This window comes from Bradyrhizobium embrapense, from assembly GCF_001189235.2.
GTDB lineage: Bacteria > Pseudomonadota > Alphaproteobacteria > Rhizobiales > Xanthobacteraceae > Bradyrhizobium > Bradyrhizobium embrapense.
The window spans coordinates 672,752-687,916 of the sequence record NZ_LFIP02000004.1; the positions used below are offsets into that span (position 1 = coordinate 672,752).

Sequence of the window (15,165 nt, forward strand, 5' to 3'; positions counted from 1 at the left end):
CGGGAGAGGTGAAGCGCGAACGCCCATCAGGCCGCGCGCTTCTTCTTCGCCACGACGTCCGGCGCCGGCGCGCAGGATAGCCGCTCCTGATGGCCCTCGCCCCAGGCTTTCAGAATATCGATCACCGGACGCAGGCTCTCGCCGAGTTCGGACAGCGTGTATTCGACCCGCGGCGGCACCTCGGCATAGACCTTGCGGATCACGAGGCCGTCGTCCTCCAGCGCCCGCAGTTGCTTGGTCAGCATGCGCTGAGTGATGCCGGGCATCCGCCGCCTGAGCTCGCCGAAGCGCTGGGTGCCGGCTTGCAGGTGATACAGGATCACGCCCTTCCATTTGCCGTCGATCAGGTCGAGTGCCGCCTCGACCGCGCAGCCCGGCCGGCGCGCGAAATTCTTCCGTTTCATCCGGTATTTTCCCAATAGTATACAAACAGGGACTAGTTCCCTGTTTTTACAGTACTTGCCAAATGGACGCCAGCGCGACAGGTAAGACCGCAGGCAACCGCCCACCACGGAGACCAGGCATGAAGGCCGTCGGATACCAAAAATCGCTGCCGATCGAGGCGGCGGATTCGCTCGTCGATTTCGAGATCGCCAAGCCCGAACCGAAGGGACGCGACGTCAGAGTCGCGGTGAAGGCCATCTCGGCCAACCCGGTGGACTACAAGGTGCGCAAGCGCGCGGCGCCGACCGACGGCGGCTACAAGATCCTCGGCTTCGACGCGGCCGGCGTGGTCGACGCGGTCGGGCCCGACGTCTCGCTGTTCAAGCCCGGCGACGAGGTGTTCTACGCGGGCTCGATCCAGCGCCAGGGCACCAATTCGGAATTTCACCTGGTCGACGAGCGCATCGTCGGCAACAAGCCTACCTCGCTGTCATTTGCGCAGGCCGCCGCCCTGCCCCTGACCTCGATCACCGCCTGGGAGCTGCTGTTCGATCGGCTCGGCGCGGTGCCCGGCAAGAGCCTCGATCCGCGCACGCTGCTGATCACCGGCGGCGCCGGCGGCGTCGGCTCGATCCTGATCCAGCTGGCGCGCCGCCTCACCGGGCTGACGGTGGTTGCGACCGCGACGCGGCCGGAGTCCCAGAAGTGGTGCCGCGATCTCGGCGCGCATGCGGTGATCGATCACTCGCAGCCGATGAAGGAGCAGATCGAGAAATTGAAGCTGCCGCCGGTGGGCCTCGTCGCCAGCCTCACCTTTACCGACCAGCACTACAAGTCGATCGCCGACTTCATCGCGCCGCAGGGCAAGTTCGGCCTGATCGACGATCCCGCCGAATTCAACGTCGCCGTGTTCAAGGGCAAGGCGGTCTCGGTGCATTGGGAATCGATGTTCACGCGCTCCTCGTTCCAGACGCCCGACATGATCGCGCAGCATCACCTGCTCAATGACGTTGCCGACCTGATCGACAAGGGCGTGCTGCGCACCACGCTCGACCAGACCTTCGGCACCATCAACGCCGCCAACCTCAAACGCGCGCACGCGCTGCTCGAAAGCGGCAAGTCGCGCGGCAAGATCGTGCTGGAAGGCTGGTAACTCCACTGCGGCGGGGACTGGGCCTAATGCGTCACGGTTCTGTCTCCGTCGTCATTGCGAGGAGCGATAGCGACGAAGCAATCCATCCAACCGCGTTTGCGGGCAGATGGATTGCTTCGCTTCGCTCGCAATGACGGCTGGATTCGCTTACCGCCACAGGAACTGTGAAGAAACGGCAGCAACGGGGTAAGAAGCAGCTAAACCTTCCTACGCACCTCTCGAGATATCCCCACTGGCCGATGCATGGCTTTGCCAAAGCCACGGCATCGCCTGTATGATTTGCGCAACGATCACCTCGTCTTCAATTCGGCCGCGCGAGACGCGCGGCCGGAACGGTGGTGACGCCCACGGGGATGGGAGGAAACCGATGAGTTTACTCACGGCCGATCCGTCGCGGATCGATCCGGAGTGGATGACGCGGGCACTGCGCGCAGCCGGTGTGATCGACCAGGCCAGGGTCGTCGATCTCGTCTGCAAGCCGATCGGCAATGGCCTTGTCGGCGACAGCTATCGATTTCACCTGACCTATGACGGCGATGAACCGAACGCACCCGCGAGCGTCGTCGGCAAATTCCCCGCAGCGGATCCCGACAGCCGCCGCTCCGGTTCCGCGCACACGCTCTATGTCCGCGAGGTCGCGTTCTATCGCGAGCTGGCGGCCACGGTCGCCATTCATACCCCGCGGCCGATCCTCGCCGAGATCGATCCGGCGACCGACGACTTCACGCTGATCCTGGAGGATCTGGCACCCGCACGCCCGGGTGATCAGCTCGCCGGATGCGCGATCACCGACTGCCTGACCGCGATGCGCGAGGCCGCCGCGCTGCATGCACCGCGATGGAACGATCCGACGCTCGACACCGTGCATTGCTTCACGGTTGCCGCAAGCCGACGCAAGGACCTTCGCGCGGTGCTGCCCGGCATCATCGATCACTACAAGGAGCGCTATCACGGCGTGATCGAGCCGGAATTCCTCGATCTGATCGACCGGCTTCCGGACGCGATCCCGCGCTACCAGTCTGATCGATCCGTGCCGCGAACCCTGCAGCATGCAGACTTCCGGCTCGACAACGTGCTGTTCGAGGTGCGCGGCAACAGCCGCCCGATGGCGACGCTGGACTGGCAGACGCTGACGGTGGGGCCTGGCCTCGTCGACGTCGCTTATTTCCTGTCGGCCGGAATCGACCCAATCGAGCGGCGGCTTCATGAAGCCGATCTGGTCCGGTTCTATCATTCCGAGCTGATCCGCCGCGGCGTGCGGGACTATGGCTGGGACCAGTGCTGGCGGGATTACCGGCGCTACACCCTGCATGGCATCATGATGGGCGTCGTCTCTGCGCTCAGCGTGCAGCGCTCCGAGCGCGGCGATGCACTGTTCCTGAAAATGACCCGCGGCGCCTGCGCGCAAGCGCTGGACCAGGGCAGTTTTTCATACTGGCAGGAATGAGGATCATCGAAAGGGATCGGCGTGCTCAATAAACTGGACGACTTCCCCATCCACCAGACGCCGGAGCCGATCGCGGTTCCCGCGACCAGCGACCGCAACGTGTATGACCGGACCTGGTTCAATGGCTACACCGCCGACGGCGCGTATTATTTCGGCATCGGGATGGCGATCTACCCGCATCGCAGGATCCTCGACTGCGCCTTCAGCGTCGTAGAGCGCGGCGGGCGTCAGCATTGCTTCTACGGTTCGCGGCGGGCGCCGCTCGAACGCACCGAGATGCAGGTCGGCCCGTTCAGGCTCGAGGTCATCGAGCCGATGCTGCGGACCCGCGTCGTGCTCGACGACAATGCGACGGGCCTTTCCTGCGACCTGACCTTCTCCGCGCGCACGGCGGCGATCCAGGAAGCGCGCCAGACGCTCTGGTCGGGCGACCGCCGCGCGATGGATTCGACCCGGTTCGACCAGTTCGGCCGCTGGAGCGGCATCGTGCGTCACCCGGACGGCGAGATCAAGGTCGACGATCGCACCTGCTACGGCACCAAGGATCGCTCCTGGGGCGTTCGCAATGTCGGCGAACGCGACATCGGCGGCGCGCCGATGCCGTTGCCGAGCGTGTTCTTCCTGTGGGCGCCGCTGGTCTGGGACGACCACATCTCGCACGCCATCTTCTTCGACGGGACGCATGGCGAAGCGCTGGTCCGCGAAGGCATCACCGCGCCGCTCTACCGGAGCGAGGCCGAGATCCCCGGCGTCGTCGACGGGCTCGACCGCCGCATGGCGACCGCGCGGCACCGCGTCAAATACGTGCCGAACACGCGGCTCGCGCAATCGGCCGAAATCGACCTCGTCGACATCGACGGCCACACCACGACCATCGCACTCGACCCGATCCTCAAATTCCAGATGAAGGGCCTCGGCTACGGCCATCCGCAATGGGGCCAGGGCATGTGGAAGGGCGAGCTCGAGATCGGCGGCGAAACGTTCGATCCTGCAACGCTCGACCCGCTGGCCCGCGAGAACGTGCACGTGCAGCAGGTGGTGCGCGCCCGCCAGGGTGACCGGGCGGGAATTGGGGTACTCGAGCAGATCTGCTTCGGCCCCTACCGTCCGGCCGGCTTCAGCGAGTTCCTGGACGGCGCCAAGGGTTAGTCTGGCGGCACGCCTTCGACGAAGATCAGCCGGCGGTCCAATGCCGTCTGTCGATGCCTGAGCGCCTCGGCATATTCCGGTGACGCGTACCACTCGCGCAGACGCGCCATGGTCGGAAATTCGACGATGACGATCGCGTTCGGCGGCGGACCGCCCTCGACCAGTTCGGCGGCGCCGCCGCGGACGACGTAACGGCCGCCGTACTGTTCAATGGTCTTCGCCGCCTGCGTGCGATAGGCCGCGAACGCGGCAGCATCCCGCATCTCGACCTCCGAGATCACATAGGCCGGCATGCCGCCTCACGCGATCGTATTGACGATGCCACCCTCGGCGCGCAGCGCGGCGCCGTTGGTCGCGGAGGCCTGCTTGGAGCAGACATAGACCACGAGGTTGGCGATCTCCTCGGTGCTGGCAAAGCGCTGCAGCAGCGAGGTCGGCCGGTGCTGCTTGACGAAATTGGAAGCCGCCTCCTCGAGCGACTGGCCGTTCTGCCTGGCGAGATCCTTGACGAAGGTTTCGACGCCCTCCGACATGGTCGGTCCGGGCAACACCGAGTTGACGGTCACGGCGGTGCCCTTGGTCAGCTCCGCGAGGCCGCGCGCGATCGCGAGCTGTGCGGTCTTGGTCATGCCGTAGTGGATCATCTCGGTCGGGATGTTGAGCCCGGATTCCGAGGAGATGAAGACGATGCGGCCCCAGTTGCGCTTCAGCATGCCCTGCATGTAGCCGCGCGACAGCCGTACGCCCGACATCACGTTGACCTCGTAGAAGCGGCTCCAGTCCGCGTCGGGAATGTCGAAGAACGGCTTCGGCTCGAAGATGCCGGCATTGTTGACGAGGATGTCGACCTCCGGCAGCGCCGCAAGCAGCGCTTCGCAACCGGCCGCTGTCGAGACGTCCGCGGCGATGCCGCGGACCGTGGCGCCGGGTACCGCCTTGCCGATCGCGGCAACCGCCGCATCGACCTTGGCCTGGCCGCGACCGTTGATGACGACATCGGCGCCGGTCCCCGCCAGTCCCTTTGCGATCGCATTGCCGATACCTGCCGTCGAGCCGGTCACCAGCGCAGTCTTTCCGGAAAGATCGATTTTCATGAGAAGTCTCCCGTCAGTCGTACCGGACATATTTGGATGCGCGTCCCGCGGATGCAACCGCGGAGTACGACGTCGCGGCGGTGCGGACGACATCTCAGCACCGGCAGCTGCGAAAGACAATCATGTCGCGCTGATGACGCATTGAGCACGGTGCGCATTTGCGTTGCGGGTCAAATTGCCACGAGCAATCATGGTTGATGGATCGTCTCGCCGGGCTTCATCCAATCTTCACATGAAACATCGCGCCCACATGGATTGCTTTCACACATTGTCAATTCGCGGCCGCTAAGCGTCGCCGCAAACAGCCCGGGCGTGCCTGGGCTGTTGTGTTGGCAACCGGACGCGCCAGTCTGTTCATAACGACGCCCGGAGCCCTGCGACTGACAGGAATGCATCAGATGTTCGTGATCTCCAGGATGAAGCCGCTTGCCGCGTTTATCCTGAAACGATTTCGCCCCAGCCTCAAAAGCCAGATCGCGATGCTCGGGATTGGCGGCGTCGCCATCATCAGCGTCACCTGCCTCGGCGGCCTCAACTACGCTGCTCGTATTCAACGCGAGTCGAACGACAGCATGCGCTTCAGGGCCCAGCTGTCCGAGCTCTCGGACGGCTTCCTGGAAACGCAGCAAATCGCGACCAGATTCCTGAAGTCGCGCGACGAAGCACTGGCGAAGAAGCTTTCCGGTCGCGTCGCCGACGAGATCGCTTTGCTCGACCAGCTCGAAGCATTTGCCGCGACTGTGCCCGACGGTGATCCGATCCGGCAAGTCACCTCGCTGCGGAGCGGAATCAACCTCTATGCGACGCGCTTCCAGAATATCGTCGGCGCCCAGCGTATCCTCGGCCTGAATCCGAATGACGGCTTGCAGGGCAAGCTGCGCAGCGCGGTCCAGCAATTCGAAACGAGGGTCCAACAGGTCGATCAGCCGCAGCTGACCGCGCTCCTGCTGACGATGCGCCGTCTCGAAAAGGATTTTGCGCTGAGCGGCGAGGAACGGTTTGGCGACCAGCTCAATGACAGGGAATCCGAGTTCGAAACCGCCCTGGCGGCGTCCGCGGTGCCGGCGGATCGGAAGGGCGAACTGCTCGGTCTTGCCCGCGCCTACAAGCTCGCCTTCGCCGGTTTCCTGGTTTCGCGTCAGACGCTCGACGACCAGCTCGACGACCTGTCGCAGATCTTCGACCGCACCCGGCCGGCGCTGGTCAAGGTCGCTGACGCCGCCAACATCCGCGCCGAGCTCGCACAGCAAAGAGCCGACGCGTTCAGGCAGACCTTCAGCTGGCTGATCGGGATCGTTGCGTTCGTGCTGACGCTGTCTGCGATTCTGTTCGGCCGGCGCGTCGCTGGCCTGATCAGCCGGATGAGTGCGGCGATGCGGCAATTGGCCGAAGGACAATTCGAGGTCGTCCTGCCCGGCCTCGAGCGCACCGACGAGATCGGCGGCATGGCGCGGGCGGTCGAGCGCTTCAAGACCAGGGCGCAGGACAAGGCGCGCGCCGAGCTCGACGCCCGGCTCGAGGAAGACCGCCGCACGGCCGAGCGGCATAAGACCGAACTGGCACGGCTCGCGGCAGCGTTCGAGGCCAGCGCCGGCGGCGTCATCGCGACGGTTTCGGCGGCGTCCGAAGAGCTCGCGGCTTCCGCCCGCGATCTGAGCGACACCGCCCATCACACGCAGGATCTGTCCGCCAATGTCGCAGCCGCCTCCGAGGAGGCCTCGGACAATGTCCGGCGGGTTGCGGCAGCGACCGAACAGATGATGGCATCGGCTTCCGAGATCGGGCGCCGGGTCGGCGAATCCGCCGACATCGCCAGCGACGCCGTCGCGCAGGCGCAGCAGACCGACGAGCGGATGGCGCAGCTCGCATCCGCCGCCGACCGCATCGGCAACGTGGTGCAGCTGATCGCAACCATCGCGCGGCAGACCAATTTGCTCGCGCTCAACGCGACGATCGAGGCCGCACGGGCCGGCAAGGCCGGCTCCGGCTTCGCCGTGGTCGCGCAGGAGGTCAAGACGCTCGCCAGGCAGACCGCGGACGCCACCGAGGACATTCGCGCCCAGATCGCGGATATCCAGGCCGCCACGCGGGAGTCCGCCGGCGCGATCAGCGATATCACCGGCACCATCCAGCGCATCTCGCAGATCGCCTCCGACGTCACCAAAGCGATCGATGCGCAAGGCGGCGCGACGCGGAGCATCGCGCAGAACGTTCAGATCGCCTCGGAGCGAACGGCGCAAGTGGCGGTCAACATCGGCCAGGTGGCGAGCGGCGCATCCAGGACCGGCAGCGCCTCATCCCAGGTGCTGAGCTCCTCGCGGCTGCTGTCGGACGGCAACAGCCGCCTGAAGCAGGAGCTCGACAACTTCATCGCCACCATCCGCGCGGGCTAGCCCGACAAAAAAACGGCGCCCGAAGGCGCCGTTTTCAAAACCTCGGCTCAAGCGCGGCTTACGCCGCCTCGGCTTCCTTGTCCTGGGCGGGACCGGAGTCCTGGCCCTTGGCGTCGACGTCGCGGTCGACGAACTCGATCACGGCCATCGCCGCGTTGTCGCCGTAGCGGAAGCCGGCCTTGATGATGCGGGTGTAGCCGCCCTGGCGGTCCTTGTAGCGGGTCGCCAGCGTGTCGAACAGCTTCTTGACCTGATCCTGGTCGCGCAGCTCCGAGATCGCCTGGCGGCGCAGGGCGAGACCGCCCTTCTTGCCGAGGGTGACGAGCTTCTCGACGATCGGCCGCAGTTCCTTGGCCTTCGGCAGCGTGGTGACGATCTGCTCGTGCTTGATCAGCGCGGCCGCCATGTTGGCGAACATCGCACGCCGATGCTCGGCGGTGCGGTTGAGCTTCCGATGAACCTTGCCGTGACGCATTGTCTATTCCCTACTTTGTAATCTGCCGCGACGGTTCGTCGGACATGTTGCTCAGGTGGGCTGCCTGCGTTCGCCCGTTAGAATCATGGCCGGGAGAGCCCGGCCATGATGATTGATGCGGATCAGTAGTGATCCTCGAAGCGCTTGGCGAGCTCGTCGATGTTCTCCGGCGGCCAGCCCGGCACTTCCATGCCGAGGTGCAGACCCATCTGGGCCAGCACTTCCTTGATCTCGTTCAGCGACTTGCGGCCGAAGTTCGGGGTGCGGAGCATTTCCGCCTCCGACTTCTGCACGAGATCGCCGATGTAGACGATATTGTCGTTCTTCAGGCAGTTTGCCGAACGCACCGACAGCTCGAGCTCGTCGACCTTCTTGAGGAACGCCGGGTTGAACGCGAGATCGGGGATGATCTCCTGCGTGACTTCCTTGCGCGGCTCTTCGAAGTTGACGAACACGTTGAGCTGATCCTGCAGGATGCGCGCGGCATAGGCCACCGCGTCCTCCGGCGTGATCGCGCCGTTGGTCTCGATCGTCATGGTCAGCTTGTCGTAGTCGAGGATCTGACCCTCACGGGTGTTCTCGACCTTGTAGGAGACCTTGCGGACCGGCGAGAACAGGCTGTCGACCGGGATCAGGCCGATCGGCGCATCCTCAGGCCGGTTGCGCTCGGCGGCGACATAGCCCTTGCCGGTCGTGACCGTGAACTCCATGCGGATCTCGGCGCCGTCGTCCAGCGTGCAGAGCTGCAGGTCGGGGTTGAGCACGGTGACGTCGCCGACGGTCTGGATGTCGCCGGCGGTGACAGCGCCCGGGCCCTGCTTCTTCACGACCATGCGCTTCGGGCCTTCGCCCTGCATCTTGATCGAGATGTCCTTGATGTTGAGGACGATGTCGGTGACGTCTTCACGGACACCGGCGATCGAGGAGAACTCGTGGAGCACACCGTCGATATGCACCGACTGCACCGCCGCGCCCTGCAGCGACGACAGCAGGATGCGGCGCAGCGCGTTGCCGAGCGTCTGGCCGAAGCCGCGCTCGAGCGGCTCGGCGACCACGGTGGCGAACCGGCTCGCGTCCGAGCCCGGCGTCACCTGCAGCTTGTTCGGTCGAATGAGTTCTTGCCAATTTTTCTGGATCGTCACTTGTTCACCCATGTGCCAGTCGCAGGGCCCGTCGAATGGCCGAACCTGGCGTTGGAGATCGCGGAACAGTCCGCGCGGTCAATTCCAAAAACCATCGCAGGGCGGCCGGAAGCCGCCCGCGACTCACAGATCAAACGCGCCGACGCTTGCGCGGACGGCAGCCATTGTGCGGGATCGTGGTCACGTCGCGGATCGAGGTGACGGTGAAGCCCGCAGCCTGCAGCGCACGGAGCGCCGACTCACGGCCCGAACCGGGGCCAGCCACCTCAACCTCCAGCGTGCGCATACCGTGTTCCTGCGCCTTCTTGGAGACGTCTTCGGCCGCGACCTGCGCGGCATAGGGGGTCGACTTGCGCGAGCCCTTGAAGCCCATCGTGCCGGCCGACGACCAGGCGATGGTGTTGCCCTGCGCGTCGGTGATGGTGATGGTCGTGTTGTTGAACGACGAATTCACGTGCGCGATGCCGGAGGCGATGTTCTTGCGTTCGCGGCGGCGTACGCGGGTGGCTTCCTTGCCCATTTCAAACCTTTCCTGTGATCTCAACGCCGCCGTAGTCCCAGCGGCTACACCTCAAAACGCAAATGGCGAGCAGCGAATTTCGATTCGCTACCCCCCACCTGCAATTCGCAAAACTTACTTCTTCTTGCCGGCGATCGCCTTGGCCGGCCCCTTGCGCGTACGCGCATTGGTGTGGGTGCGCTGGCCGCGCACCGGCAGACCGCGGCGATGACGCAGGCCGCGATAGCAGCCGAGATCCATCAGCCGCTTGATATTGATGCCGACCTCACGACGGAGATCGCCCTCGACCAGATAGTCGCGGTCGATGACTTCGCGGATCTGCAGGACCTCTTGGTCGGTCAACTGGTTGACGCGACGGTCCGCGGGGATCTTGACCTTCTCGATGATGTCGGCCGCATTCTTCTGGCCGATACCATGGATGTACTGAAGCGCGATCAGGACGCGCTTGTTGGTAGGAATGTTGACGCCGGCAATACGGGCCACGGACTTCTCTCCTGTCGCCGATCCATCACGGATACGGGCTTCTCAAGTTCTTGCTCTCTGCGGGCTTGTGTCCACAAACGCGAACACGACGCCCTTCCCCTCATGTCCTTCGGGGCCCGGCATCGTCATAAAACTATCCAACTTGGATGCGGGGCTTATTAAAGGATTCATGTCGGTTTCGTCAACCGCTCCTAGCGCTTAGCTCGCTTTTTCGTGAGCTTTTTTGCTGTCTTTTTGGCGGCTTTTGCCCCTTTCCGGGCATTCGCGGCGCGGGCAGCCTGCTTTGCGGCTTTCTTAACGGCTTTCTTGGCCGGCTGCTTCGCGGTTTTCTTGGCAGCCTTCCTGGCAGCTTTAGCCTTGCGACCCGCCTCCGCGGCCTTGCGGGCCGGTTTGGCGGCCTTTTTGGCCGATTTAACCGCCTTGGTCGTCTTCCTCGCGGTCTTGGACGCCTTCGAGGCGCTCTTGGCCTCCTCGTGCTCCTTCGGTTCCAATGCGCCGAGCGCCGTCAGGATCCGGTTGATCTCGCGGGTGACGTGCTCGATGGTCATCATGCCATCGACCGTCAGAAGCTTGCGCCGCTCCGAATAATAGTGAATCAGCGGCTCCGTCAACGAACGGTACTGCGCCAGGCGCTTGGTCAGCACTTCCGGCGTATCGTCGAGGCGGACTTCCTCGCCGCGCGCGCGGGTTTCCTCGGCACGCTTCTCGACGCGGGCCAGCAGCGCGCTTTCGTTGACGCGCAGCTCGACCACGGCGTCGAGCTTGAGGTGCTTCTTGCGGAGCAGCTCGTCGAGGGCCTCCGCCTGCGGCACGGTGCGCGGGAAGCCGTCGAGGATGAAGCCCTTCTTGGCATCAGGCTCCTCGATCCGATCGGCGATGATTCCCACCACGACCTCGTCGGGAACCAGCCCGCCATTGGCCATGATCTCCTTGGCCTGCAAGCCGACCGGGGTGCCCGCGGCAACTGCGGCACGCAGCATCTCGCCGGTCGAAAGCTGAACGATGCCATGCCGGTGCACCAGCCGCTGCGCCTGGGTTCCCTTGCCCGAGCCCGGCGGCCCCAAAAGGATCAGTCTCATATCTGTTTCGCCCCCCGGCTAGGTGGCGAATTCCGCACACCTGTGTTTTGCGTTTGAAGCCGCGCCGCGATCAGCGGCGGCGGCCTCCCCTGAGCTTCGACTTCCTGATCAGCCCTTCATACTGGTGGGCGAGCAGATAGCCCTGAACCTGCGACACCGTATCCATCGTTACACTGACGACGATCAAAAGTGAGGTGCCACCAAAGTAGAACGGGACCGAGGCGTAGGAAATCAGAATTTCGGGAATCAGGCAGACGATCGCCAGATAGATCGCGCCGAGCACCGTGATGCGCGACAGCACGTAATCGATATATTCCGCCGTGCGCTCACCCGGCCGGATGCCCGGAATGAAGCCGCCATGCTTCTTCAGATTGTCCGCGGTCTCGGTCGGGTTGAACACGATCGCGGTGTAGAAGAAGGCGAAGAACACGATCAGCGCGAGATACATCAGCAGGAACAGCGGACGGCCGTGGCTGAGCTGGGTGGTGAGCCACTGGAACCACTCCGGCCCCTTGCCGGCGTTGAAGTTCGCAACTGTGGTCGGCAGCAGCAGCAGCGATGAGGCGAAGATCGGCGGAATCACGCCCGAGGTGTTGAGCTTGAGCGGCAGATGCGAGGACTGGCCCTCGAACATCTTGTTGCCGACCTGGCGCTTCGGATACTGGATCAGCAGCCGGCGCTGCGCCCGCTCCATGAACACGATGAAGGCGATCACCGCGACCGCCATCGCGATGACGATCAGGATCAGGCCGGTCGACATCGCGCCCTGGCGGCCGAGTTCCAGCATGTTGGCGAGCGCCGACGGCAGCTCGGCGACGATGCCGGACAGGATGATCAGCGAGATACCGTTGCCGATGCCGCGCGAGGTGATCTGTTCGCCCAGCCACATCAGAAACATGGTGCCGCCGGTCAGGGTGATCGCGGTCGAGATCCGGAAGAACATGCCGGGGTCGCTGACGACGTTGCCGGCGCCTTCGAGGCCGATCGCGATGCCGTAGGACTGGAACAGCGCCAGGATCACCGTGAGATAGCGGGTGTACTGGTTCAGCGTCTTGCGGCCCGCCTCGCCTTCCTTCTTCAGCGCCTCGAGCTGCGGCGACACGGTTGTCAAGAGTTGTACGATGATCGATGCCGAGATGTACGGCATGATGTTGAGCGCGAAGATCGCCATGCGGTGGATGCCGCCGCCGGCGAACATGTTGAACATGCCGAGGATGCCGCCGGACTGGCTGCGGAACACCTGCTCCCAGATGTTGGGATCGATGCCCGGCAGCGGGATGTAGGTGCCCAGCCGATAAACAAGCAGCGCACCCAGGGTGAACCAGATGCGCTTCTTCAGCTCGTCGGCTTTCGCCAGCTGTCCGAAATTGAGGTTGGCGGCAAGTTGTTCGGCTGCTGAGACCATGTTCGGCTTTCTCCCGGAGCCCGCTTCGCCGACGCCCCAAGAACTCGTTCTATCGGGGCGATCGGCAGACACCGGACATTATCTGGTGCTCGGCCTCGATAAGTCCATCATTCGATCTGCGGATTGCCCGCGCCGCGCGCGGGCAATGACGCAGATGTTACGCCGCCTCGCCTTCGTCCTTGGCGGGGGCCAGGATCTTGACCGAGCCGCCGGCCTTCTCGACCGCGGCAATGGCCGACTTGGAAGCGCCGTGCGCTTCGATCGTCAGCTTGGTCTTGATCTCGCCACGGCCGAGCAACCGCAGGCCGTCCTTGGCGCGGCGCAGCACGCCGGCCTTCACCAGCGACTCGACGGTCACGGTCTCGCCGGCGTTGACCAGCTTGTTGTCGATCGCTTCCTGCAGACGGTCGAGATTGATCTCGGCGAAGTCGAGCCGGAAGATGTTGTTGAAGCCGCGCTTCGGCAGACGGCGATGCATCGGCATCTGGCCGCCTTCGAAACCCTTGATGCGGACGCCCGAACGCGCGGTCTGGCCCTTGCCGCCGCGGCCCGAGGTCTTGCCCTTGCCGGAACCGATGCCACGGCCGACACGCATGCGCTTCTTGCGCGAGCCGGCGTTGTCGGCGATATCGCTGAGCTTCATCGCCCTTCTCCTTATCTCTGCTTACTCGCCGACGACGCGGACGAGATGCTGAACCTTGCTGATCATGCCGCGAACTTCAGGGGTATCCTGCAGCTCGGCAACCCGGCCGATCTTGTTGAGCTTGAGGCCGATCAGCGTCGAACGCTGCGAGTGATGGCGGCGGATTGCGCTGCCGGTCTGCTCGACCTTGATCGTCTTGCTGGCCTTGGCCATCGTCTTGAACTCCAGAAAGCGCTGGTCGCGCGGGTTATTCCGCCACCACTTCGGCGTCGCCGCCCACGCGGCGCGACTGCAGGGTGGAGACCTTGATGTTGCGGCGCGCAGCCACCGAACGCGGCGAATCCTGATGCTTCAGCGCGTCGAAGGTGGCGCGAACCATGTTGTAGGGATTCGACGAGCCGATCGACTTCGCCACCACGTCCTGGATGCCGAGCGTCTCGAACACCGCGCGCATCGGGCCGCCGGCGATGATGCCGGTACCCGCCGGAGCGGTGCGCAGATAGACGCGGCCGGCGCCGTGACGACCGGCGACGTCGTGATGCAGCGTGCGGCCTTCGCGCAGCGCGACCCGGGTCAGATTGCGCTTCGCCGATTCGGTCGCCTTGCGGATCGCTTCCGGCACTTCGCGCGCCTTGCCGTGGCCGAAACCGACCCGGCCCTTCTGATCGCCGATCACGACCAGCGCCGCAAAGCCGAAGCGCTTGCCGCCCTTGACGACCTTCGCCACGCGATTGATGTGGACGAGCTTGTCGACGAACTCGCTGTCGCGCTCCTCGCGCTCCCTGCTCCGTTCGCGTCCGCCGCGTTCGCGTTCACCTGCCATGGTGTTTTCCAATCTCTAGGAGGCCTTACGCCTCTTTCCTCGTAATCGTTCGATTCGGTTAGAAGCTCAATCCGCCTTCGCGCGCTGCATCCGCGAGCGCCTTGACGCGCCCGTGATAGATGTAGGCGCCGCGATCGAACACGACTTCCTTGACACCCTTCTGCGCCGCGCGTTCCGCCAGCAGCTTGCCGACGGCCTTCGCCGCATCGATGTCGGCGCCGGTCTTGCCGGTGTCGCGCAGGGTCTTCTCCAGCGACGAGGCGGACGCGAGCGTCTCGCCCTTCTGGTCGTCGATGACCTGGGCGTAGATGTGCTTGGACGAGCGGAACACCGACAGCCGCGGACGGCCGTTTGCCGAGCGGCGAAGCGCAAGGCGCACGCGCTGCTTGCGCCGGGCATTCGTAACCTTGAGTGACATGACCGGCTCCGTTACTTCTTCTTGCCTTCCTTGCGGAAGATGAATTCGTTGGCGTACTTCACGCCCTTGCCCTTGTAGGGCTCCGGCGGACGGTAGGCGCGGATCTCGGCGGCGACCTGGCCGACGCGCTGCGGATCGTTGCCGGTGATCGTGATCTCGGTCGGCTTCGGCACCGCGATGGTGATGCCTTCCGGGATCGCGTAGACCACGTCGTGGCTGTAGCCGAGCGCGAGCTGCAGGTTCTTGCCCTGCATCGCGGCGCGGTAGCCGACGCCGGTGATCTCGAGCTTCTTCTCGAAGCCCTTGGTGACGCCCTCGACGAGGTTGGCGACCTGCGCGCGCGCGGTGCCGTACATCGCCTGCGCGCGGTTGGTCTTGACGCGCGGAGCGACCTTGACCTGGCCGTTCTCGAACTTCACCTCGACGTCGTCATGCACGACGAACTGAAGCGCGCCCTTCGGCCCCTTCACCTTGACGGTCTGGCCCTCGACGGTCGCCGTCACACCCGACGGGATCGCCACCGGCCTTTTGCCGATACGTGACATCGTAAAAAATCC

The 15,165-nt window shown here is 64.5% G+C and carries 18 protein-coding genes; 4 read left to right on the top strand and 14 right to left on the bottom strand.

The features are described from left to right. Positions 1-26 precede the first annotated feature (26 nt). Positions 27-404, bottom strand: a complete 378-nt coding sequence (locus tag AKN83_RS22055) for a winged helix-turn-helix transcriptional regulator (protein WP_050402266.1) — start codon at positions 402-404, stop codon at positions 27-29. A 119-nt stretch (positions 405-523) separates the two neighbouring features. Between AKN83_RS22055 and AKN83_RS22060 the strand changes: the two genes are divergently transcribed. The 3 genes from AKN83_RS22060 (at position 524) to AKN83_RS22070 (ending at position 4,133) form a co-directional block, all read left to right on the top strand. After that, the gene (locus AKN83_RS22060; RefSeq protein ID WP_050402265.1) at positions 524-1,537 is read left to right on the top strand and encodes a zinc-binding alcohol dehydrogenase family protein; all 1,014 of its coding nucleotides are present in this window, start codon (positions 524-526) and stop codon (positions 1,535-1,537) included. Between the two features lie 367 nt (positions 1,538-1,904). Next, positions 1,905-2,984, top strand: a complete 1,080-nt coding sequence (locus tag AKN83_RS22065) for a phosphotransferase family protein (protein ID WP_050402264.1) — start codon at positions 1,905-1,907, stop codon at positions 2,982-2,984. A 21-nt stretch (positions 2,985-3,005) separates the two neighbouring features. Continuing rightward, positions 3,006-4,133 (top strand): Rv3169 family protein, encoded by a 1,128-nt coding sequence (locus AKN83_RS22070; protein ID WP_050402263.1) that lies wholly within the window; start codon positions 3,006-3,008, stop codon positions 4,131-4,133. Here the strand turns inward: AKN83_RS22070 and AKN83_RS22075 are convergent. Continuing rightward, entirely contained in the window at positions 4,130-4,426 is a 297-nt protein-coding gene (locus AKN83_RS22075) for a DUF1330 domain-containing protein (protein WP_050402262.1), read from the bottom strand. The genes AKN83_RS22070 and AKN83_RS22075 overlap by 4 nt on opposite strands. Positions 4,427-4,432: 6 nt before the next feature. Beyond that, positions 4,433-5,227, bottom strand: coding sequence for an SDR family NAD(P)-dependent oxidoreductase (locus tag AKN83_RS22080; protein ID WP_050402261.1), 795 nt, complete (start codon positions 5,225-5,227; stop codon positions 4,433-4,435). 398 nt (positions 5,228-5,625) lie between these two features. Between AKN83_RS22080 and AKN83_RS22085 the strand changes: the two genes are divergently transcribed. Next, positions 5,626-7,620 (top strand): methyl-accepting chemotaxis protein, encoded by a 1,995-nt coding sequence (locus AKN83_RS22085; protein WP_172803590.1) that lies wholly within the window; start codon positions 5,626-5,628, stop codon positions 7,618-7,620. Between the two features lie 58 nt (positions 7,621-7,678). Here AKN83_RS22085 and rplQ read toward each other — a convergent pair whose 3' ends face one another. The 11 genes from rplQ to rplF all read right to left on the bottom strand — a co-directional run bounded on the left by rplQ (position 7,679) and on the right by rplF (position 15,153). Next, complete coding sequence (rplQ, locus tag AKN83_RS22090) at positions 7,679-8,095, bottom strand: 50S ribosomal protein L17 (RefSeq protein WP_021081645.1); 417 nt, start codon at positions 8,093-8,095, stop codon at positions 7,679-7,681. A 122-nt stretch (positions 8,096-8,217) separates the two neighbouring features. Then, complete coding sequence (locus AKN83_RS22095; protein WP_050402259.1) at positions 8,218-9,249, bottom strand: DNA-directed RNA polymerase subunit alpha; 1,032 nt, start codon at positions 9,247-9,249, stop codon at positions 8,218-8,220. A gap of 118 nt (positions 9,250-9,367) precedes the next feature. Beyond that, complete coding sequence (gene rpsK, locus AKN83_RS22100; protein WP_006021048.1) at positions 9,368-9,757, bottom strand: 30S ribosomal protein S11; 390 nt, start codon at positions 9,755-9,757, stop codon at positions 9,368-9,370. A 114-nt stretch (positions 9,758-9,871) separates the two neighbouring features. Further along, on the bottom strand, positions 9,872-10,240 hold the full coding sequence (gene rpsM, locus AKN83_RS22105; RefSeq protein WP_050402258.1) for a 30S ribosomal protein S13: 369 nt from the start codon (positions 10,238-10,240) through the stop codon (positions 9,872-9,874). 191 nt (positions 10,241-10,431) lie between these two features. Continuing rightward, positions 10,432-11,319: an adenylate kinase gene (locus AKN83_RS22110; protein ID WP_050402257.1), complete on the bottom strand. Its 888-nt coding sequence runs from the start codon at positions 11,317-11,319 to the stop codon at positions 10,432-10,434. A 70-nt stretch (positions 11,320-11,389) separates the two neighbouring features. Then, a complete protein-coding gene (gene secY, locus AKN83_RS22115; RefSeq protein WP_063695462.1) occupies positions 11,390-12,724 on the bottom strand; it encodes a preprotein translocase subunit SecY in 1,335 nt (444 codons plus the stop codon). Positions 12,725-12,881: 157 nt separating this feature from the next. Continuing rightward, positions 12,882-13,367 (bottom strand): 50S ribosomal protein L15, encoded by a 486-nt coding sequence (gene rplO, locus AKN83_RS22120; protein WP_050402256.1) that lies wholly within the window; start codon positions 13,365-13,367, stop codon positions 12,882-12,884. A gap of 21 nt (positions 13,368-13,388) precedes the next feature. Next, positions 13,389-13,580: a 50S ribosomal protein L30 gene (gene rpmD / locus AKN83_RS22125; protein WP_024578582.1), complete on the bottom strand. Its 192-nt coding sequence runs from the start codon at positions 13,578-13,580 to the stop codon at positions 13,389-13,391. Between the two features lie 34 nt (positions 13,581-13,614). Beyond that, positions 13,615-14,190, bottom strand: coding sequence for a 30S ribosomal protein S5 (gene rpsE / locus AKN83_RS22130; protein WP_021081649.1), 576 nt, complete (start codon positions 14,188-14,190; stop codon positions 13,615-13,617). 58 nt (positions 14,191-14,248) lie between these two features. Continuing rightward, positions 14,249-14,608 (bottom strand): 50S ribosomal protein L18, encoded by a 360-nt coding sequence (gene rplR, locus AKN83_RS22135; RefSeq protein ID WP_050402255.1) that lies wholly within the window; start codon positions 14,606-14,608, stop codon positions 14,249-14,251. Between the two features lie 11 nt (positions 14,609-14,619). After that, the gene (gene rplF / locus AKN83_RS22140; RefSeq protein ID WP_050402254.1) at positions 14,620-15,153 is read right to left on the bottom strand and encodes a 50S ribosomal protein L6; all 534 of its coding nucleotides are present in this window, start codon (positions 15,151-15,153) and stop codon (positions 14,620-14,622) included. Positions 15,154-15,165 lie beyond the last annotated feature (12 nt).